Genomic DNA, 17,578 nt, shown 5'->3' with positions numbered 1-17,578 from the left:
GGCCGCGCCCTCGGGGACCGCGCGGTCCCCGCCGCCGGCGGCCCGCACCGGGACCGCGCTCTCGCCCGCGCGCCGGGCGCGCGCGCCGAGGACGTCCGCCACACCCCGTACGAAGGTCTCCGGGGCGGCGGCGACCCTGCGGCCGCCCAGCAGGACCAGGTCGACGTCGAGCAGGGCGACCAGGTTGCCGGCCGCGGTGCCCAGGACGCGGGCCGCCCCGGCGAGGTCGCCGCGCGCCACGGCGGCCAGGCACAGCGCCTCCGCGCAGCCGCGGTTGCCGCAGCCGCAGGGCGGGCCGTCGAGCTGGACCACCTGGTGGCCGAACTCCCCGGCCCCGGTCCGGGAGCCGCGGTGCACCGCTCCCCCGATCACCAGGCCGCCGCCGAGCCCCGCGCCGAAGTGCAGATAGGCGAAGGAGGCGCCCTCGCCGCCGACGGCGAGGCCGAGGGCGGCGGCGTTGGTGTCCTTGTCGACCACGACCGGCAGCCCGAGGCGCCGGGCGAGCACGTCGCGCAGCGGGAAGCCGTTCCACTGCGGGAAGCCGGTGACCCGGTGCAGCACGCCGCGGCGGTGGTCGAGCGGTCCGGGCAGGGCGACGCCGACGCCGAGCACCGCGCCCGGCCGGCCGCCGTCCGCCGCCAGTTCGCCCACCGCGCGCACGGCACGCTCCACGACCGGCTCCGCGCCCGCCCCGAGGTCCAGCGGGGTGCTCCGCTCGGCCACCACCGCGCCCGTCAGATCGCAGAGCACCGCGGTCAGCGCGTCCCGGTCCAGATGGACCCCCACCGCGTGCCCGGCCTCCGGCACCAGCCGCAGCACGGTGCGCGGCTTGCCGCCGGTGGACGCCCGGCGCCCGGCCTCCGCCGCGAGTCCGTCCTCCCGCAGCCGGGCCGTGATCTTGCTGACCGCCTGCGGGGTGAGACCGGTGCGCTCGGCGACCTCCAGCCGGCTGATGCCCCCGGCGCCCGCCGTGCGCAGCAGATCGAGCACGAGCGCGGTGTTGTGGCTGCGCAGGGCGTCGAGGTTCACGCCGCCGGCACCGCCTTCCGTCCTGTTCACGGAACCCATTGTCCCCGGCGCTTGCACTTTGGCAACAGCGTTGTGAAAGTGGGGGCCATGAGTGCTACTCCCCTCCGCGCCGGCCTGGTGGGCTACGGCCTGGCCGGCTCCGTCTTCCACGCCCCGCTGATCGCCACCACCGCCGGGCTCGCCCTGGACACGGTGGTCACGTCGGACCCCGGGCGGCAGGAGCAGGCCCGCGCCGAGCACCCGGGCGTCCGCGTCGTCGCGACGCCCGACGAACTGCTCGCCCGCGCCGGCGATCTGGACCTGGTCGTCGTCGCCTCCCCGAACCGGACGCACGTCCCGCTCGCGACGGCCGCGCTCAAGGCGGGCCTGCCGGTCGTCGTCGACAAGCCGGTCGCGGGCACCGCGGCGCAGGCGCGCGAGCTGGCGGCGCTGGCCGAGGAGCGCGGTCTGCTGCTGTCCGTCTTCCAGAACCGCCGCTGGGACAACGACTTCCTGACCCTGCGCCGGCTCCTGGCCGAGGGCGGACTCGGCGACGTCTGGCGCTTCGAGTCCCGTTTCGAGCGCTGGCGCCCGCAGACCAAGGGCGGCTGGCGCGAGTCGGGCGACCCGGCAGAGATCGGAGGTCTGCTGTACGACCTCGGCAGCCATGTGGTGGACCAGGCGCTCGTCCTGTTCGGCCCGGTCACCCGGGTGTACGCGGAGGCGGTCGTGCGCCGCGCCGGCGCCGAGACCGACGACGACACCTTCCTGGCCCTCACCCACGCCAACGGTGTCCGCTCGCACCTGTACGCCTCCGCCACCGCGGCCCAGCTCGGCCCGCGCTTCCGGGTGCTCGGCTCCCGCGCGGGCTACGTCAAGTACGGCCTGGACCCGCAGGAGGCCGCCCTGCGCGAGGGGCGGCGGCCCGGCGCGGACGAGCCCGGCTGGGGCACGGAGGAGGAGGCGCTGTGGGGCCGGGTGGGCGCCGGGGAGTCGCCGCTGACGGGCGGCGGCCGTGCCGAGCCCACCCTCCCGGGCGACTACCCGGCCTACTACGCCGCCGTGGCGCGGGCCCTGCGGGAGGGCGGCCCCAACCCGGTCACCGCCCTGGAGGCGGCCGACGCCCTCGACGTACTGGAGGCGGCGCACCGCTCCGCCCGTGACGGAGTGGCGGTGGCGCTGTGACGGGCGGCGGCGGGTCCACCCCGCGGACACCGTCCGAGCTCACGCCGTCGGTGGCGGAGCTGGAGGCCGAGGAACGCCGCCTGGTCCTCGCGCGGTTCACCCACGAGGACGCCTGGGCGCTGGGCTCCCTGCTGGTCGCGGCGGCCCGGGACGGCGGGGCGCCGGTCGCGGTCGACATCCACCGCGGCGGGCAGCAGCTCTTCCACGCGGCCCTGCCCGGTTCGACCCCGGACAACGACGCGTGGATCGCGCGCAAGCGCCGGGTCGTGGAGCGCTACGGCAGCTCCTCCTACCTCGTCGGCGCCCGCTTCCGCGCCAAGGGCACGACGTTCGAGGAGTCCTCCCGGCTGGACCCCGACGTCTACGCGGCGCACGGCGGCTCGTTCCCGCTCGCCGTCGAGGGCGCGGGCGTCATCGGGTCGGTGACCGTGAGCGGTCTGCCCCAGCTGGCGGACCACCGGATGGCGGTGGCGGCGCTGGAGCGGTTCCTGGCCGAGCGGCGCGGGTGAGCGGGGCGGCGCCGCGGGCGGTGGCCCGCGGCGCCGTCGCGCCTACGCGTCCTCGAACTCCTGCCGCTGCCGCCCGAGTCCCGCGATCTCCAGCTCCACCACGTCCCCGGACCGCAGGTACGGCTTGGGCTCGGGCTGCCCGAGGGCGACCCCCGCGGGCGTACCGGTGTTGATGACGTCACCGGGGTGGAGGGTCATGAACTGGCTGACGTACCGCACGACCTCGCCGACCGGGAAGATCTGCTCGGCGGTGGTGCCGTCCTGCTTCAGCTCGCCGTTGACCCACAGCCGCAGCGCGAGGTCCTGCGGGTCGGGCACCTCGTCGGCCGTCACCAGCCAGGGGCCCAGCGGGTTGAACGTCTCGCAGTTCTTGCCCTTGTCCCACGTCCCGCCGCGCTCGATCTGGAACTCCCGCTCGGAGACGTCGTGCGCCACCGCGTACCCGGCGACGTGCGCGAGCGCCTCCCCGGCCGAGTCCAGATAGCGGGCCGTGCGTCCGATGACGACGGCGAGCTCGACCTCCCAGTCGGTCTTCGTGGAGCGGCGGGGCACCAGCACGGTGTCGTGCGGGCCGACCACGGTGTCCGCGGCCTTGAAGAAGACGACCGGCTCGGCGGGCGGCTCGGCGCCGGTCTCGCGGGCGTGGTCGTGGTAGTTCAGCCCGATGCACACGACCTTGCCGATCCGGGCGACGGGCGGCCCGATCCGCAGGCCGGCCGGGTCCAGCGCGGGCAGGGCGCCGGAGTCCGCGGCGGCGCGGACCCGGCCGAGCGCGGCGTCGTCGGCGAGCAGCGGCCCGTCGATGTCCGGCACGACGCCCGACAGGTCGCGCAGCGTCCCGCCGCCGTCGAGCAGCGCGGGCCGCTCCGCTCCCGCCGTACCGACTCGCAGCAGCTTCATGATCACATTCTCCCTCGCTCGCGGGGCGCCCCCCGACAGGTGCAGCCATCGGAGGACTGGTCGATCGTCCAAGGTCCGGGGCCGGTCCGCAAGACCCGGTTCACGTACTGGACCGCAGGTCCCGGCGCGAGCGCTGCCGTCGGCGTCAACGGGGTCGCACGGTCAGCGGGGCGCAGCGGGGTCAACGGGATCAGCACGGTCAGCGGTAGAGGACGGCTCGCTCCACCGCGCTCCACGTCGTACTGGTCACCACGTACAGGGCGGCGGCCAGCGGGACCACGGCCACGGTGAACAGCGTGAAGAACGACATGAACGGCATGACCTTGCCGACCGCGACCAGGCCGGGCAGGGCCTGCCCGTCGGGCGCCGGCAGCGCCGGGTTCGCCGCCGTCATCAGCCGGGTGCGGCGGACGTTGAACGCGGCGACGGCGGCGACGAGCGCGAACAGCGCGGCGTAGACGAGGCCCGCCGCCCCGAACATCCCGCCGTCGGCGAGGGCGTCGGCCCACCGCTCGCCGAGGGGCGCGGCGAGGAGTCGGTGGCCGAGCAGTCCGTTGGGCCGTCCGCCGATCGTCGTGCTGGAGAAGAGGCGGTAGAGGAGGAAGAAGGCGGGGAGCTGGAGCAGTCCGGGCAGGCATCCGGCGAGCGGCGACACCTTCTCCTCGGCGTGCAGTTCCATGACGGCCCGCTGGAGCCGCTCGGGGTCCTTGCCGTGCTTCCCGCGCAGTTCGGCGATCCTGGGCTGGAGTCCGGCGCGTGCCTTCTGCCCGCGCGCGGCGGCCCGGGACAGCGGGTGGACGAGAAGCCGTACGAGCGCGGTGAACAGGACGATCGAGGCGGCCGCGGCCGACGCCCCGAACAGCGGTTGGAGCAGCTCGGCGAGTTGCTGGACGAGGTCGGCGATGACGGACATGGGTGGACCCTCCGGTGGGCGTGGTCGTGCCGGGTGACGGGCATGCCGGGTGACGGCATGGCGGCATGACGACCCGCGCGGGTCACGGAGGGAGGCACGGGGGTGCGCCGGCCGCGGTGGCGGTCCGGCGGGGTCCCGGCAGAGGGGGTGCGTGCCCTACGCGAAGGTCGCCTGGAGGGCGTGCCCGGGTGCCCTGGGCCGTGGCCGGCCGGAGGCGTCGGGGTCGCGCTGGGGCAGGAAGGCGGTACGGCGGGCCCGGTCGCGGATGGCGGTGCGCACGCGCGTGGGCGCCACCCGGGGCGCGGCGCGCGAGGCGAGCAGGGAGCAGACGGCGAACGCGGAGCCGGCCGCCGCGGTCGCGGCGAGGGCCACGGCCGCGGAGAGGCTGCCGGTGTCGAGCAGCGCGAGGTCCAGGAGGAGGAGCACCAGCGCGACGGCGGGACGCGTCTGCACCCAGCGGCTGATCACCGGCGGCCCTCCCCTCGCGTCCGTGCGTCGGCCTCGTCCCGTTCGTTATACAGGATGTCCCGGCGCGGCGGACCGGCCCTCAGGCGGATGGCGTCTCCAGGGGCTGGAGGAGCCGCCGGGGCGTGAGCAGCGCGCGGCTGACCGGATCGGCCGGTTCCGGATCGAGGCCCGGTCCGGGCTCCATCAGGACGTCCGCGACGGGGACGACGGTGGCGCAGTGGGGGCATTCGCCGTAGGACCCGAGTTCGGTGCCGCAGCTCACGTGCCGGAAGACGCGCAACTGCTCCTCGCCGAGGTGCTCGCGGCCCCAGCGGCCGAGCGCGCGCAGCGTGGGCCACAGCGCGGCGCCGCGGTCGGTGACGACGTACTCGTCGCGCGGCGGGGACTGCTGGTACCGGCGCTTTTCGAGGATGCCCTCCGCGGTGAGCGCCTGGAGGCGCGCGGCCAGCACCGCGCGGGGGATGCCGAGGTGGACGAGGAAGTCGTTGTAGCGCCGGACGCCGTAGAGGGCGTCGCGTACGACGAGGAGCGTCCAGCGCTCACCGACGATCTCCAGCGCCCGCGCGATCGAGCACTCCTGTGTCGCGTAGTCCTTTCCCAGTGCCATGCCGCCCACTGTAACCCTTCTCCACCTCATAGGTTCAATGAACGAATCAATGGTGCTACGGTGACGCCATGGCTAGGTTCACTGAACGAACTCTGAGTACGCGCCCCGAGGCCGCCCCGGCCGGCGCCCGCCCGGCCCCCGCCGCCGAGGCACCCCCGCGCGCCCGCGCCACCCTCGCCCTGACCAGCGCCGCCACCGCCGTGGCCCTGATGACGTACACCGCGCCCCTGGTCACGCTCCCCGACACCGCAGCGGCCCTGCACACCCCGCCCTCCGCCCAGGCATGGCTGCTCAACGGCACCCCGCTGGGCCTCGCCGCCCTGCTGCTGGTGGCCGGCAGCCTGGCCGACGACTACGGCCGCCGCCGGATCTTCGTCCTCGGCACCTTCGCGCTCGGCGTCACGACCGCCCTCGGCGCGCTGGCCGGCGGCACCTGGGCGTTCACCCTGGCCCGGGTCGCCCAGGGCGCGGCCAGCGCGGCCCTGCTCGCCAGCAGCCTCGGCCTGATCGTGCACGCCTTCCCCAGCCCGCGCGGGCGGCTGCACGCGACCGGCGTCTGGGGCGCCTTCGTCAGCGGCGGCATCGCCCTGGGCCCGGTCGTCACCGGCGCGATACCGAACTGGCGGGTCACCTACGCCGTCCTGGGCGCCGCCGCCCTGGTCGTGGCCGCCCTGTCCCGGCGCGCGCTGTCGGAGTCGCGCGCCCCGCGCGGCGGCCGGCCCGACTTCGCCGGCGCGGTGACCTTCGGCCTCGCCCTGGTCGCCCTGGTGGCCGCCCTGACCCTCGGCCGCGACGGCTGGCTGCGGGCGCCGGTGGGCCTGCTGCTCCTCGCGAGTGCCGTCCTGCTCGCCCTGTTCGCCGTGGTGGAACGCCGTACGGCCACCCCGATGATCGAACTCCCGCTGCTGCGCCGCCCCCGGTTCCTCGCGTCCTCCGTCGGCGGGCTGTTCACGGGCTTCGCGGTGATCGGCCTGTTCAGCTTCCTGCCCGCGCTGCTCCAGCAGACCCTCGGCCTGTCCGTGATGGACACGGCGTGGCTGTTCCTGCTGTGGTCCGGCCTCTCCTTCGCGGTGGCCCTCCAGGCCCGCCGGCTCGCGGGCCGGATCACTCCGCGGCTCCAACTCTCCCTCGGCTTCACCCTGCACGCGGCCGGCGTCCTGACGATGCTGGGCGCGCTCGGCGCCGGGTCCTGGCAGCGGCTGCTGCCCGGCCTGGTCGTCGCCGGTGTCGGCAGCGGCCTGCTGAACGCCGCGCTGCCGCTGCTCGCGGTGGAGTCCGTGCCGCCGCAGCGCACCGCGATGGGCTCGGGCGCCCAGCAGACCTTCCGCTACATCGGCTCCTGTGCGGGCGTCGCCCTGACCATCGCCGTCGCCACCTCCTCCTCGGGCGGCCTCGCGGCGGGCGCGAACACCGCCATGCTGGTGTCGGCCGTACTGGCGCTGGTGGCGGCCGTGAGCGTGGCCGCGCTGCGGGAGCGGACGGCCTGACGCGCAGGGTATGCCTGGCGCGCAGGGTATGCCTGACGCGCAGGGCGTGCCTGGCGGGGCCGGGGTGCCTGGCGGGGCCTGAGGGCCGGGGGTGGCGGGGGTGCCTGGCGGGCCCAGGGGTGCCGGGGGTGGCGGGGGTGCCCAGGGTGGCGCGGGTGCCGGGGGCGGCGGGTTCTCAGCCCGGCCGGGGCTGCGTCGAGACGAGCTTGCCCCACACCACCAGCCGGTACTTCGAGGAGAACTCGGGCGTGCAGGTGGTGAGCGTGAGGTAGGAGCCCGGCGCGTCGTAGCCGTAGCCCGGCCGGACGACCGAGCGCGGGACCGGCCGGATGACGCCCCCGTCGCGGGGCGCCGTGCGCGGCAGGGTCCGGTCGACGGCGTACGTGTAGACCGCGTCGCGCGTCTCGACCCGGACGACGTCCCTCGGCACGAGCCGGTTGATGTACCGGAACGGCTCGCCGTGGGTGTTGCGGTGCCCGGCGAGCGCGAAGTTGCCCGCCCGGCCCGGCTGCTGGGTGCCGGGGTAGTGGCCGACGTAGCCCTTGTCGAGCACCCCGCCCCTGCCGACGCCCTCGGCGACGGGGACGCGCAGTCCGAGGCGGGGGATGCTGAGGACGGCGTACGCCGGGGACCGGTCGGGGGCGGGCGCCCGGCGCGCGGTGCCGGTGGACCGCTGCGAGCGGCCGGACTCCTGTGCCCCGGCCCCGGCCCCGGCCCCGGCCGCGGGACCGGGCTCCGCCGAGGGCACCGCCGTACGTCCCGCTCCGCCGCGCGAGGCGTCCCAGGCCCGCTCCAGCGCCCGTACCTCGCGCCCGGCGCCCTGCCTGGCCTCGCGGTTGGTCCACCACGTCTGGTGCACGACCAGCAGCAGGAGCACCGCCCCCACCGTGACGAGCGCCTCCCCGCCCGCCCACAGCACCCGCCGCCGCGCCGCGCGCCGCCGCAGCCCGCCGTGCCGCACGACGCGCACCCGCCCCATCACGAGCCTCCTTCGCCGGGGCCCGCACGATAAGGGGCCCGGCCGTAGGTCTCCAGCCCCGCGCGGGGGCGGGAGGGGCGTCCGCCCCGCTTCCTCCACCGTCCTCTCCCTCTGTCACCCGCGGGCAGTACGGTGTCCCCCATGCGCCCCGACACGCCTGCCGAGAACGTCGACCACACCGCCGAGGCGGCACGCCTGGAGCGGACCGCCGGCCTGTACCCCGAGGACACCGAGGCCCTGCTGCTGCGGGCCGCGGCCCATCTGGAGCTCTCCGGCGACCGCCCCGCCGCGACCGCGCTCTACGACCGCCTGCTGGCGTCCTCCGCCCCGCTCGACGAACCCCATCTGGTCCGGGCCCTCAAGGCGTCGAACCTGTGGGAGTACGGCCACGAGGCGGAGGCCCGCGCGATCATCGACGGCGTCCGGGCCGCCGCCCCCCGGGAGCCGGCGCCCTGGGTGATCGTCGCGGAGGCGCTGGAGTCCCACGACGAACTGGAGCAGGCGCAGGAGGCGTTCACGCAGGGCGCCGGCCTGCTGCTGGCGGACGGGGCCGAGCCGCCGTACGCGACGCACCCTCTGCTGTTCGGCCGCCACCGGGTGCGCCGGATGCTGGGACTGGCCCACGACGACTGGGACGCCCTCGCCGACACCCTCCACTCGATGCCGGTCTCCCTGGACGAACTGCACGACCCCAAGCGGGTCTGGTCCCTCGGCTCGGACAACCCGGCGGAACTGGAGGCGGAGATCTCCCGCCTGCGCGCCGAGCTGGGCGCGTACCGGGAGGCCCTGTCCCGCCCGTTCCCGGTGGCCGTCCTGCACTGGACGGAGGAGGAACTGGCGGAACTGGTCGCCGCGTACCCGTCCCTGGCGGACGAGTACCCCTCCCACCCGGAGCACCTGGCGACGATAGAGGGCTCCCTGCGCGAACTGTCCGCCTCCGGCACCCCGAACCTTGGCATCGTCACCGGCACGGTCCCCTCCTACGAGGCGTTCGCCGCCTCGGAACTGTCCTCCCCGACCGACACGTCCCTCCTCCCCCAGTACGCGACGACCCTGGCGGCCCGAGGCCGAGCGACCACCTGGCCCCCGCAACGGACGACGGGATGCTGGTGCGGGTCGGGGGCTGCTTACGGGGAGTGCCACGGAGGGACAAGCTGACCTGGCCCCTCGTTCCCGAGCGTGAGCGGGGCGGGTCGGGCTGGCGATCACCAGTGATCCAGGGGGTTGTCAGTGCTGCCTGTTACAACAGAGCTGTCGCCGTGTGGGGAAGGGGGAAATCAGCGTGGCTCAGCCGAGGGATCTGTCGCAGCCTGTCGCCGGTGTCTACGAGGTCCTGGTGACCCAACGCATGCGCGAGCAGATGGACCGGCTGGGCGCGGCCGGGTGGAAGGCGGTCGATGACGAGGTCAGCGAGGAGTCGTCGCCCCACGTACTCGCTCGGCACGTCGGCGAGGCCCTGAGCCAGCGACTCAGTCAGCTGCCGCCCGACAAGCGGGTCGCGTTGGCCAACCACCTCATCCAGGCGCTCGGCTCCGACGCCTCCGACTCTGGCGGCACCGAGGCAGGCGACCTCATCGCAGTCGGCCCTCGCCAACTACTCGCCCTCGCCGAGAAGGAGGCTCCCGGCGTCTACGCGATGCGGCCGCTGACACCCCTGTCCGAGACGGCGCTCATCACCAACGCCCCCGACGATCCGAGCCTCGGCAGCGAGCTCCGCGCCGAGCTCGCGACGGCGGACCGCATCGACCTGCTCTGCGCCTTCGTGAAGTGGTACGGGCTGCGCGTCCTGGAAGACTCGCTCCGCGCCGCGGCGGAACGGGGCGTACCCATCCGAGTAATCACCACCACTTACATCGGCGCCACCGACCGCCACGCACTCGATCGACTCGTTCGGGACTTCGGCGCCGAAGTGAAGGTCAACTATGAGCTGAGATCCACTCGCCTGCACGCGAAGGCATGGCTGTTCCGCCGGGAGAGCGGCTTCGACACCGCGTATGTCGGCAGCTCCAATCTCTCCAAAGCCGCACTGCTCGACGGCCTGGAATGGAACGTACGGCTGTCGTCCGTGGCGACGCCCGCGGTGCTCGGCAAGTTCGAAGCCACCTTCGACGCGTACTGGAACGACATCGCCTTCGAACCGTACGAACCGGATCGCGACGCCGGCAGGTTGGAGGAGGCGCTGCGGACGGCAGGCGGGTCGTCGTCCGGCTACGAGGGACGGATCAGCCTTTCCGGGCTTGAGGTTCGCCCGCACCCTCACCAGGCGGACATGCTGGAGCGGCTGCGCGTCGCACGCGAAGTGCTCGGCCACGACCACAACCTGCTCGTCGCGGCGACCGGCACGGGCAAGACGGTCATGGCCGCCCTCGACTACCGCACCCTGCACAAGGAGTGGGGGCGCCAGCGGTATCCGCGGCTGCTCTTCGTAGCCCACCGCAAGGAGATTCTGAAGCAGTCGCTGCGCACCTATCGCGAGGTACTGGATGACGCGTCCTTCGGTGAGGAGCTCTTCAGCGGCGAACTGCCCCGCGACTGGAGCCACGTCTTCGCCAGCGTGCAGTCACTGACGGATCAGCGGCTGGAGCAGTTCACCCCCGAACACTTCGACATCATCGTGATCGACGAGTTCCACCACGCCACAGCCGCCACCTATCGCCGGGTTCTCGATCACTTCCGGCCGAAGCAACTCCTCGGGCTGACCGCGACTCCTGAGCGGGCCGATGGGCTCAACGTGCAGGATGAGTTCTTCGACGGACGGATCGCCGCCGAGATGCGGCTGTGGGAGGCGCTGGACAACGACCTGCTCTGCCCGTTCCACTATTTCGGTGTGCCGGACGGCACCGACCTCACCCGCCTCGACTGGCGCTCCGGGACCTACGACCAGAGCCAGCTCGGCGAGCTCTTCTCCGCCGACCGGGCCCGCGCCCGCGTCGTCATCAAGCAGGTACGGGACAAGGTGTCCGATCCGACGGCCATGCGCGCGCTCGGCTTCTGCGTCAGTAGAAAGCACGCTCACTTCATGGCAACGTGCTTTCGCGAGGCCGGCATCAAGGCCGAGGCTCTCGACAGCGCGTCCGCGCCCGGCGAGCGGGATCGGGTTCTGGCACAGCTGAAGGCCGGGGAGATCCAGGTCGTCTTCTCCGTGGACCTCTTCAATGAGGGCTTGGACATACCCGATGTGGACACACTGCTCCTCTTGCGCCCCACCAGTAGCGCCACCGTCTTCCTCCAGCAGTTGGGCCGGGGTCTGCGTCGCACGGCAGACAAGCCTGTACTGACGGTCCTCGACTTCATCGGGCAGCATCGCGCGGAGTTCCGCTTCGAGGAGCAGTTCCGTGCGATGACCAACCTGTCGCGCAACCGCCTCCTTGAGCACGCTGAGCGCGACTTCCCCCTTCTGCCGTCCGGCTGCCAGATCATCCTTGAAGGCAAGTCCAAGGACCTTGTACTGGACAACATCCGCACCCAGATCAAGGCAACCGTGCAGACGCTGGCCAAGGAGGTTCGGGCCTTCGCCACCCCGCTTCTCGCGGACTACCTCAAGGAGAGCCGCCGCGAGATCAAGGAGTTGTACAAGTCCGGCAACTCCTGGACGTCGGTCCTGCGCCGGGCCGGTCTCGCCGACCTGGCGGAGCAGCCGGGTGAGGATGGCTTGCTGAAGCGAGCGCACGCGTTCCTGCACGTCGATGACCTCGAACGGGCCCGGGTATACGGCCGATTGCTGAGCGATGACGCGCCGGCGTATGACGCGTTGAACGCCCGGGACCAGTCGTTTGCCCGCATGCTCTTCTTCAACCTCTGGGACAAGGCGGGCGGTTTCCGTTCCTACGCCGCAGGTCTTGCGTCCCTCCAGGGGCAGCGGGCACTGCGGAGTGAGTTGCGGCAAGTGCTCCAGCATGTGGTGGAGCAAGCCGATCACTTCCCGATCCCCTTGACGGGCCCGCACGCGCACATCCCCTTGAAGGTCCACTGTGCGTACAACCGCTCGGAGATCCTGGCGGCGCTCGGCGTCGCTCGCCTCGGTGGCCAGATGCCCGGCTCCTTCGCCCAGGGTGTCCTATGGGATGAGCCGAACCAGACCGATGCCCTGCTGATCACGCTGGAGAAGAACGAGAAGGACTTCTCGCCCACCGTCCGCTACAAGGACTACGCGCTGGCGCCCTCCCTCTTCCACTGGGAGTCGCAAAGCACCACCGCGGCCACCTCGCCCACGGGCCTGCGATACCAGCAGCACGCTCAACGCGGCTCGCATGTCCTGCTTTTCGTGCGCCGCTACAAGGACACCGATATCGGCAAGGCCCAGCCCTGGATGCTCCTCGGTCCGGCGACATACGAGCGGCACGAGGGCAGCAAGCCCATGGCCATCACCTGGCGTCTGCACCACCAAATGCCCGCGGACGTTTGGTCCTACTCGACCATCGTCGCGAGTTGATCGGCCATCAATCCCGCACACCGCCGCCGGAAGTCGACCGGGGCGTCACCAGCTCACACCAAGTGGTCTTCCCGGCGCCATCCACTTGGACTCCCCACAGGTCGGTGAGCGCGGCGACGAGAACCATGCCGCGCCCCGCCTCGCAGTCCTCCCCTGCCCGAACGAGGACGGGTAGCGCCTGGGCTCCTGGATCACGCACCTCGATGCGGAGCCGGGTGCCGCGCGCGGACACCGTGACGCTTGCCGGCGTTCCGACTCCTACGTGGTCGATGACGTTCGACACGAGTTCGTCTACACAGAGCAGCGCGTCAGCGACGAGGTTGCTCAACCCCCATAGCTCCAGGTGGGCCCGCATGACGCGGCGGATACTCGCGACCTCTGCCGGCTCCGCCGAGAAGGCAAGCTCCCATGATCGCCTTGGCGGTTTCAAGGCACAGCTCATCCCTCAACTCCTCAACAAATCGGCCAAGTTGCGGGACGCAACCGGCTACACGGTCAGCGTGACAGTGGAACTCTCAAATTGGAACTCTCATCTACTCTGAGTGGAAGCACAGCCACTTCCACGCGCCCCCAGCGCACACCTCCTTGCAGCCCCACACGGGCAAGCCTCAAGATCTGATGGATCGACATGGAGGCCAACGACATGGCAGTGGGACCCACCACCCGTAGGCGCCAGTTGGGTGCCGACCTCCGCCGCCTCCGAGAGCGGCAAGGGATGACGTTGGAGGAGGCAGGCGCGCGAGTCGGCGTCTCAAAGGCGACGTTGAGTCGCTACGAGACGAAGGAGGGCTCAGTCAAGTGGCCGGCCGTCGACGCCCTCTGCCGTGAGTACGGCGCCACCGACGAGGAGCGGCGCGCCCTGGTGGATCTCGCCAAAGGTGCCAAAATCCAGGGCTGGTGGCGATCGTTGGCGGACCCCGTCCCCGAGTCGATGAACCTCATGCTCACCCTTGAGGACGAGGTCGTCCGCGAGGATCACTACGCGAGCGTGTACGTGCCCGGACTGCTTCAGACCCGCGCATACGCGGAAGCTGTTCATCGGGCCTCGGAAGTGCAGTGCCCCGAGCGGGAAGTTCAGCACATGGTGGACATCCGCATGAAGCGGCAAGAGCTCCTCGATCGCGCCGACCCTCCGCACATCTGGAGCGTGATCGATGAAGCGGCGCTGCGACGCCGAGTGGGTGGCGGCGCCATCATGCGGGATCAACTACGTCATGTACTGGCGGTAGCGCAACTGCCCCACATCACCGTGCAGGTACTCCCCTTCGCAGCCGGTGCGCATGCGGCCGCCGTAGGCAGTTTCGTCGTCCTTCGGGGTCCCGTGGCCGAGTTGGACGTGGTGTACGTCGACTTGCTCGGGGGTGGCCTCTTCATGGAGAAGCAGAAGGAGTTGGAGCGCTATAGGTTGGCGTTCGAGTACCTGAGCGCACAGGCATTGGACCTCGACTCCTCCATGGAGATCGTCCACCGGATAAGCAAGGAGCTGCGATGACGGCGCCCCCGCCCTACCAGTGGTTCACCTCCTCGTACAGCGGTGGCAGCGGGACCGAGTGCGTGCAGTGCGCTCGCACCGACCCGGGCATTCTCGTGCGCGACTCCAAGTGCACCGGCGGGCCTGTCCTGTCGATCCCCATGCAGGCTTGGCAGGACTTCATCGACGCGTTGCAGGTCACACCCTGAGGCTTTCCCTCGTGGGCGGATTCCATCGCGCGCCGGCATCTTCCGGATGCGGCGGGACCTGGGCAGTAACGGGTCCTCAGAGCCTGCTTCTCAGCACGTGGATGACGGGGTGTGGGCTGCGCGGCCCACACTGCGCCCGCCCGGGCTGACCCGCCCTCATGGCCCGTATGCCAGCCCCAGAGCGCGATGTCCGGCATATCGGATTAGCCTCCTGAATGAGCGCGAAGTGGATCTTTTGTCGCGCGCTCCACTCACCTCTAGGAGGAGAAATGCGCAAGCTTCAGAGGGCCGCTGTCGCGGCCGCCATGGTCGGGAGCCTCAGCTTCATAGCCACCGGCACGGCCGGCGCGCAGCCCGCCTACGGAGGCGACGGATGCCGTTCGCACGACTTCAACCTGGACCTCCTCGGTGAGGTCGGCATCGCCAACGGCCTCGCGGGCAACCTGCTCAACGGTGAAGGCAGCCCAGGCGCGCAGAGCACGCACCAAGGATCGAGCTGCGGCGGTCACTGAGGACCGGGGACCGCACGACGCAGCGCACCGCGAAAGCCCCGCCGTCCGGGTCATGAGCCCGGCCGGCGGGGCTTCTCGTTCCTGCGGCGGTGGGCCGGGCCGGGGTGCGGCGTCCGGGGCACCCGTCACCGCCTGAGAGGATGACGGCCACCACCGAGAACGAGGGGGATGAGCATGATGGTGCTCGCTCTGGCCGGACTGCTGCTGCTCGCCGTCGGAGGGTGCGTCTGCGTCGTGTGGGCGTCGCGGGGCGGCCCGCGCTGGGTGCGGGTGGTCTCCCGGGTGACGCTGGCCCTCGGCGAGGCCGTACGGGCGTCGGGGCGCTCCCGGCGGAGTTCGGGGCTGAACTCCGGCTCCGAATCGGGCGACTGACCTCGGCGGCGGGGGTGCGTGAGGGCGCGAGGCACACGGCCCGCCCCGGCGGCTCCGCGGGCTTGCGGACCCGCGCCGGGTTCGGGCCGCCGGCAACCGGTTAGCCTCGTGACGTTCCGGGACCGGCGGACACGGCCGGCGTGATCGGTGGGAGGCGGACATGGCGAGGATCCCCAGTGCGGCGCTGGCCGCGGGCGGGCTCGTCGGCGGATACGGCGTGGCCCGGTGGACCCGCAAGCGGCAGCTCGGCGGTGCCGTGCTGGCCGTCGCGGGCGCCACGGCGGCGCAGCAGTGGCGGCAGCAGGCGGGCGGGACGGCCGCGGGGGCGCTGACGGCCGCGTACGTCGCCGCCTTCGCCGGATCGCATCCGCTGGCCAGGAAGGTGGGCGCCTGGCCCGCCGTGTTCGGGGTGGCGGGGGCCATGGCCCTGGCCTCCTGGGCGGTGGCGGACCGGCGCGGCTGAGTCCGGCGGACCGCACGGGGCCCAGTTCCCCGGCTCACCAGGCCGTACGGCCGGCCCGGCGCCCCGTCCGGGCACCGCGCCCCGCGGTCCCCGCCCGGCCCCGCCCCCTCAGCCGCCCCCGGCACAGGGCACCGACGCGGGCGCAGGCCGCATGGAGCGCGGCGGTCGGTCATGCCGGTGACCTGGCCGGAGGTGACCGGCAGTCCGCCGCCGGGCTCGGACAGCCGGGGTGCGATGGCGCGGACGACCGCGACCTCCAGGCCGTCGAGGACCACACGGTGCCGAGACCGGTCACGGTCGTCCCGTGCCGGCGCGACCACGGCAGGCGGTCGAGTCCGGTGGGGATGCCGAGTCCGGCGGGGATGTCGGGGTCACGGAACGGCCGGTCCCGGCTTCCGCGGTGGTCAGGGCCCCTCCGCGTCGAGCGGAGCCCCGGCCGGGTGCCTTGCGGGGGCCGGTTCCACGCCCTACGCCCAGAGCGCCCGGGACACCGTGTAGATCAGCAGTCCGGCGAGCGAGCCCACCACGGTGCCGTTGATCCGGATGAACTGCAGATCGCGTCCGATGTGCGCCTCGATCTTCTTCGTCGTGTGCTCGGCGTCCCAGCCCGCCACGGTGTCGGTGATCAGGGAGGTGATCTCCGCCCGGTAGGTGGTCACGACGTACACCGCCGCGCCCTCCACCCAGCCGTCGATCTTGTTCTGGAGCCGCGGCTCGACCGCCATCCGCGCGCCCAGCGACAGCAGCGAGGCCCGTACGCGCAGCCGCAGTTCGCTGCGCTCGTCCTCGGCCGCCGAGACGATCATGGATCGTACGGCGGTCCAGGCGGAGGCGATCAGGTCCTGGACCTCGCCCCGGCTCAGCACCTCGCCCTTGAGCCGCTCGATCCGCGCCCGGGTCTCGGTGTCGGACTGGAGGTCGGAGGCGAAGTCGGTCAGGAACCGGTCGAGGGCGCCGCGCGCCGGGTGGGAGGGCATGTCGCGCATCTCGGTGACGAAGCGCAGCAGTTCCTTGTAGACCCGCTCGCCGACCTTGCGGTCGACGAAGCGCGGGGTCCAGCCGGGGGCGCCGCCCTGGACGGCTCCCATGATCTCGGTGTCGTGCAGGATCAGCCAGTTCTGCGCGCGGGCGACGACGAGGTCGACGACCCGCTTGTGGCCGCCGTCCGCGACGATCTTCTCCAGCATCTTCCCCAGGCCGGGCGCGATCTCCCGGGCGTCCGCGCGCCGGGTGATGGCCTCCCCCACGACCGCCTGGACGTCGCTGTCGCGCAGGACCGTCAGCGCGCCCCTGAGCGCCGCCGCGAGCTCCGCCGTGACCCGGTCCGCGTGCTCGGGGTCGGCCAGCCAGGCGCCCAGCCTGCTGCCGATGCCGACGGCGCGCAGCCGCTGGCGCACGACGTGCTCGGAGAGGAAGTTCTCGCCGACGAACTCGCCCAGGGAGACGCCGAGCTGGTCCTTCTTCGTCGGGATGATCGCGGTGTGCGGGATGGGCAGGCCGAGCGGGTGCCGGAACAGGGCCGTGACCGCGAACCAGTCCGCGAGGGCGCCGACCATGCCGGCCTCGGCGGCGGCCGCCACGTAGCCGGCCCAGGGCCCCGCGCCGTTGTTCGCGGCGACCTTGGCGAGGACGTACACCAGTGCCACGAAGAGCAGCAGTCCGGTCGCCGTGAGCTTCATGCGCCGTACGCCGCGCTGCTTCTCCTCGTCGGCGGGGGTGAACGCGGACATCGCACGTACGCCCGACGCGGGGGCGGGCCGGTTACCGGCCGCTTCGGGACGGGCATGCTCCTTCACGTCGCGCGTTCCCGGTTCATCCGCATTCGTACGTTCCATTCTGCTCCACCCGTCCGTGATCCCCCGCACACATTGTCCCTTCCTGACCTACTCCTGGAACGAATCAAGAGTTCCCGGCGTCTGTGCGTGAGGGGAGGTCGATGACGAACTCCGGATGAACTCCGGCGGCACGATGGGGGGTCCGTGCGCCTCCCTTCCGCTTCATGACGCATCATGAGGTGATCACATCGGAGCCTCGGGCTCCCGTCCGTCCGAGGAGACCGCACC

Annotated in this window: 18 protein-coding genes and 1 pseudogene; 10 read left to right on the top strand and 9 right to left on the bottom strand. The window is 72.6% G+C overall.

What is annotated here, in order from left to right:
• The coding region (locus SZN_RS16675; RefSeq protein WP_043731151.1) for an ROK family transcriptional regulator at positions 1 to 1,068 on the bottom strand (1,068 nt) is incomplete at its 3' end.
• 48 nt (positions 1,069 to 1,116) lie between these two features.
• On the opposite strand from SZN_RS16675, the gene SZN_RS16670 reads away from it, so the two are divergent.
• Together SZN_RS16670 and SZN_RS16665 are read left to right on the top strand one after the other, a co-directional pair.
• A complete protein-coding gene (locus SZN_RS16670; RefSeq protein WP_007496434.1) occupies positions 1,117 to 2,193 on the top strand; it encodes a Gfo/Idh/MocA family protein in 1,077 nt (358 codons plus the stop codon).
• Positions 2,190 to 2,702, top strand: a complete 513-nt coding sequence (locus SZN_RS16665) for a heme-degrading domain-containing protein (protein ID WP_007496432.1) — start codon at positions 2,190 to 2,192, stop codon at positions 2,700 to 2,702. Before SZN_RS16670 ends, SZN_RS16665 begins: the two co-directional genes overlap by 4 nt.
• A gap of 42 nt (positions 2,703 to 2,744) precedes the next feature.
• Here the strand turns inward: SZN_RS16665 and SZN_RS16660 are convergent, their stop codons facing one another.
• From SZN_RS16660 to SZN_RS16645, 4 genes are all read right to left on the bottom strand, one after another.
• Positions 2,745 to 3,602, bottom strand: a complete 858-nt coding sequence (locus SZN_RS16660; protein WP_043731148.1) for a fumarylacetoacetate hydrolase family protein — start codon at positions 3,600 to 3,602, stop codon at positions 2,745 to 2,747.
• A gap of 199 nt (positions 3,603 to 3,801) precedes the next feature.
• Positions 3,802 to 4,515: a YidC/Oxa1 family membrane protein insertase gene (locus SZN_RS16655; RefSeq protein ID WP_007496428.1), complete on the bottom strand. Its 714-nt coding sequence runs from the start codon at positions 4,513 to 4,515 to the stop codon at positions 3,802 to 3,804.
• 156 nt (positions 4,516 to 4,671) lie between these two features.
• A complete protein-coding gene (locus SZN_RS16650) occupies positions 4,672 to 4,983 on the bottom strand; it encodes a DUF6412 domain-containing protein (RefSeq protein WP_007496426.1) in 312 nt (103 codons plus the stop codon).
• Positions 4,984 to 5,062: 79 nt separating this feature from the next.
• On the bottom strand, positions 5,063 to 5,590 hold the full coding sequence (locus tag SZN_RS16645) for a winged helix-turn-helix transcriptional regulator (protein ID WP_043731172.1): 528 nt from the start codon (positions 5,588 to 5,590) through the stop codon (positions 5,063 to 5,065).
• A 68-nt stretch (positions 5,591 to 5,658) separates the two neighbouring features.
• Between SZN_RS16645 and SZN_RS16640 the strand changes: the two genes are divergently transcribed.
• A complete protein-coding gene (locus tag SZN_RS16640) occupies positions 5,659 to 7,077 on the top strand; it encodes an MFS transporter (protein ID WP_007496423.1) in 1,419 nt (472 codons plus the stop codon).
• 175 nt (positions 7,078 to 7,252) lie between these two features.
• On the opposite strand, the gene SZN_RS16635 is transcribed toward SZN_RS16640, so the two are convergent.
• Entirely contained in the window at positions 7,253 to 8,056 is an 804-nt protein-coding gene (locus SZN_RS16635) for a class E sortase (protein ID WP_007496420.1), read from the bottom strand.
• 141 nt (positions 8,057 to 8,197) lie between these two features.
• Between SZN_RS16635 and SZN_RS16630 the strand changes: the two genes are divergently transcribed.
• Complete coding sequence (locus SZN_RS16630) at positions 8,198 to 9,214, top strand: SEC-C domain-containing protein (RefSeq protein WP_007496419.1); 1,017 nt, start codon at positions 8,198 to 8,200, stop codon at positions 9,212 to 9,214.
• A gap of 190 nt (positions 9,215 to 9,404) precedes the next feature.
• Positions 9,405 to 12,488 carry a DEAD/DEAH box helicase gene (locus SZN_RS16625; RefSeq protein WP_050815077.1) on the top strand — a complete coding sequence of 1,028 codons (3,084 nt, stop codon included), beginning with the start codon at positions 9,405 to 9,407 and terminating at the stop codon, positions 12,486 to 12,488.
• Positions 12,489 to 12,495: 7 nt separating this feature from the next.
• Here SZN_RS16625 and SZN_RS16620 read toward each other — a convergent pair whose 3' ends face one another.
• Positions 12,496 to 12,930, bottom strand: a complete 435-nt coding sequence (locus tag SZN_RS16620; RefSeq protein WP_007496415.1) for an ATP-binding protein — start codon at positions 12,928 to 12,930, stop codon at positions 12,496 to 12,498.
• 201 nt (positions 12,931 to 13,131) lie between these two features.
• Here SZN_RS16620 and SZN_RS16615 point away from each other — a divergent pair, with 201 nt between their 5' ends.
• From SZN_RS16615 to SZN_RS16595, 5 genes are all read left to right on the top strand, one after another.
• Positions 13,132 to 13,980 (top strand): helix-turn-helix domain-containing protein, encoded by an 849-nt coding sequence (locus SZN_RS16615; RefSeq protein WP_043731166.1) that lies wholly within the window; start codon positions 13,132 to 13,134, stop codon positions 13,978 to 13,980.
• Positions 13,977 to 14,168 carry a DUF397 domain-containing protein gene (locus SZN_RS16610; RefSeq protein ID WP_007496411.1) on the top strand — a complete coding sequence of 64 codons (192 nt, stop codon included), beginning with the start codon at positions 13,977 to 13,979 and terminating at the stop codon, positions 14,166 to 14,168. Before SZN_RS16615 ends, SZN_RS16610 begins: the two co-directional genes overlap by 4 nt.
• Positions 14,169 to 14,437: 269 nt before the next feature.
• Entirely contained in the window at positions 14,438 to 14,680 is a 243-nt protein-coding gene (locus SZN_RS16605) for a hypothetical protein (RefSeq protein ID WP_007496409.1), read from the top strand.
• A gap of 168 nt (positions 14,681 to 14,848) precedes the next feature.
• Positions 14,849 to 15,052 (top strand): hypothetical protein, encoded by a 204-nt coding sequence (locus SZN_RS16600; RefSeq protein ID WP_007496407.1) that lies wholly within the window; start codon positions 14,849 to 14,851, stop codon positions 15,050 to 15,052.
• A 160-nt stretch (positions 15,053 to 15,212) separates the two neighbouring features.
• Positions 15,213 to 15,515 carry a hypothetical protein gene (locus tag SZN_RS16595; RefSeq protein WP_007496405.1) on the top strand — a complete coding sequence of 101 codons (303 nt, stop codon included), beginning with the start codon at positions 15,213 to 15,215 and terminating at the stop codon, positions 15,513 to 15,515.
• A 100-nt stretch (positions 15,516 to 15,615) separates the two neighbouring features.
• On the opposite strand, the pseudogene SZN_RS42610 reads toward SZN_RS16595, so the two are convergent.
• Both SZN_RS42610 and SZN_RS16590 read right to left on the bottom strand, forming a co-directional pair.
• A pseudogene (locus SZN_RS42610) lies at positions 15,616 to 15,923 on the bottom strand (MFS transporter); the annotation flags it as partial.
• 59 nt (positions 15,924 to 15,982) lie between these two features.
• Positions 15,983 to 17,350 (bottom strand): DUF445 domain-containing protein, encoded by a 1,368-nt coding sequence (locus SZN_RS16590; RefSeq protein WP_425274449.1) that lies wholly within the window; start codon positions 17,348 to 17,350, stop codon positions 15,983 to 15,985.
• Positions 17,351 to 17,578 lie beyond the last annotated feature (228 nt).

The sequence above is a fragment of the Streptomyces zinciresistens K42 genome (genome assembly GCF_000225525.1).
Taxonomy (GTDB): Bacteria; Actinomycetota; Actinomycetes; order Streptomycetales; family Streptomycetaceae; genus Streptomyces; species Streptomyces zinciresistens.
The sequence above is the reverse complement of the archived record's forward strand: the minus strand, read 5'-3'. Positions and strand labels throughout refer to the sequence as shown.

Excerpts from the sequence above, each read along its gene's own strand:
- SZN_RS16670 (WP_007496434.1), top strand. The coding sequence starts at position 1,117 with ATGAGTGCTACTCCCCTCCGCGCCGGCCTGGTGGGCTACGGCCTGGCC.
- SZN_RS16660 (WP_043731148.1), bottom strand. The coding sequence starts at position 3,602 with ATGAAGCTGCTGCGAGTCGGTACGGCGGGAGCGGAGCGGCCCGCGCTG.
- SZN_RS16655 (WP_007496428.1), bottom strand. The coding sequence starts at position 4,515 with ATGTCCGTCATCGCCGACCTCGTCCAGCAACTCGCCGAGCTGCTCCAA.
- SZN_RS16645 (WP_043731172.1), bottom strand. The coding sequence starts at position 5,590 with ATGGCACTGGGAAAGGACTACGCGACACAGGAGTGCTCGATCGCGCGG.
- SZN_RS16640 (WP_007496423.1), top strand. The coding sequence starts at position 5,659 with ATGGCTAGGTTCACTGAACGAACTCTGAGTACGCGCCCCGAGGCCGCC.
- SZN_RS16635 (WP_007496420.1), bottom strand. The coding sequence starts at position 8,056 with ATGGGGCGGGTGCGCGTCGTGCGGCACGGCGGGCTGCGGCGGCGCGCG.
- SZN_RS16630 (WP_007496419.1), top strand. The coding sequence starts at position 8,198 with ATGCGCCCCGACACGCCTGCCGAGAACGTCGACCACACCGCCGAGGCG.
- SZN_RS16625 (WP_050815077.1), top strand. The coding sequence starts at position 9,405 with ATGCGCGAGCAGATGGACCGGCTGGGCGCGGCCGGGTGGAAGGCGGTC.
- SZN_RS16620 (WP_007496415.1), bottom strand. The coding sequence starts at position 12,930 with ATGAGCTGTGCCTTGAAACCGCCAAGGCGATCATGGGAGCTTGCCTTC.
- SZN_RS16615 (WP_043731166.1), top strand. The coding sequence starts at position 13,132 with ATGGCAGTGGGACCCACCACCCGTAGGCGCCAGTTGGGTGCCGACCTC.
- SZN_RS16610 (WP_007496411.1), top strand. The coding sequence starts at position 13,977 with ATGACGGCGCCCCCGCCCTACCAGTGGTTCACCTCCTCGTACAGCGGT.
- SZN_RS16605 (WP_007496409.1), top strand. The coding sequence starts at position 14,438 with ATGCGCAAGCTTCAGAGGGCCGCTGTCGCGGCCGCCATGGTCGGGAGC.
- SZN_RS16600 (WP_007496407.1), top strand. The coding sequence starts at position 14,849 with ATGAGCATGATGGTGCTCGCTCTGGCCGGACTGCTGCTGCTCGCCGTC.
- SZN_RS16595 (WP_007496405.1), top strand. The coding sequence starts at position 15,213 with ATGGCGAGGATCCCCAGTGCGGCGCTGGCCGCGGGCGGGCTCGTCGGC.
- SZN_RS16590 (WP_425274449.1), bottom strand. The coding sequence starts at position 17,350 with ATGGAACGTACGAATGCGGATGAACCGGGAACGCGCGACGTGAAGGAG.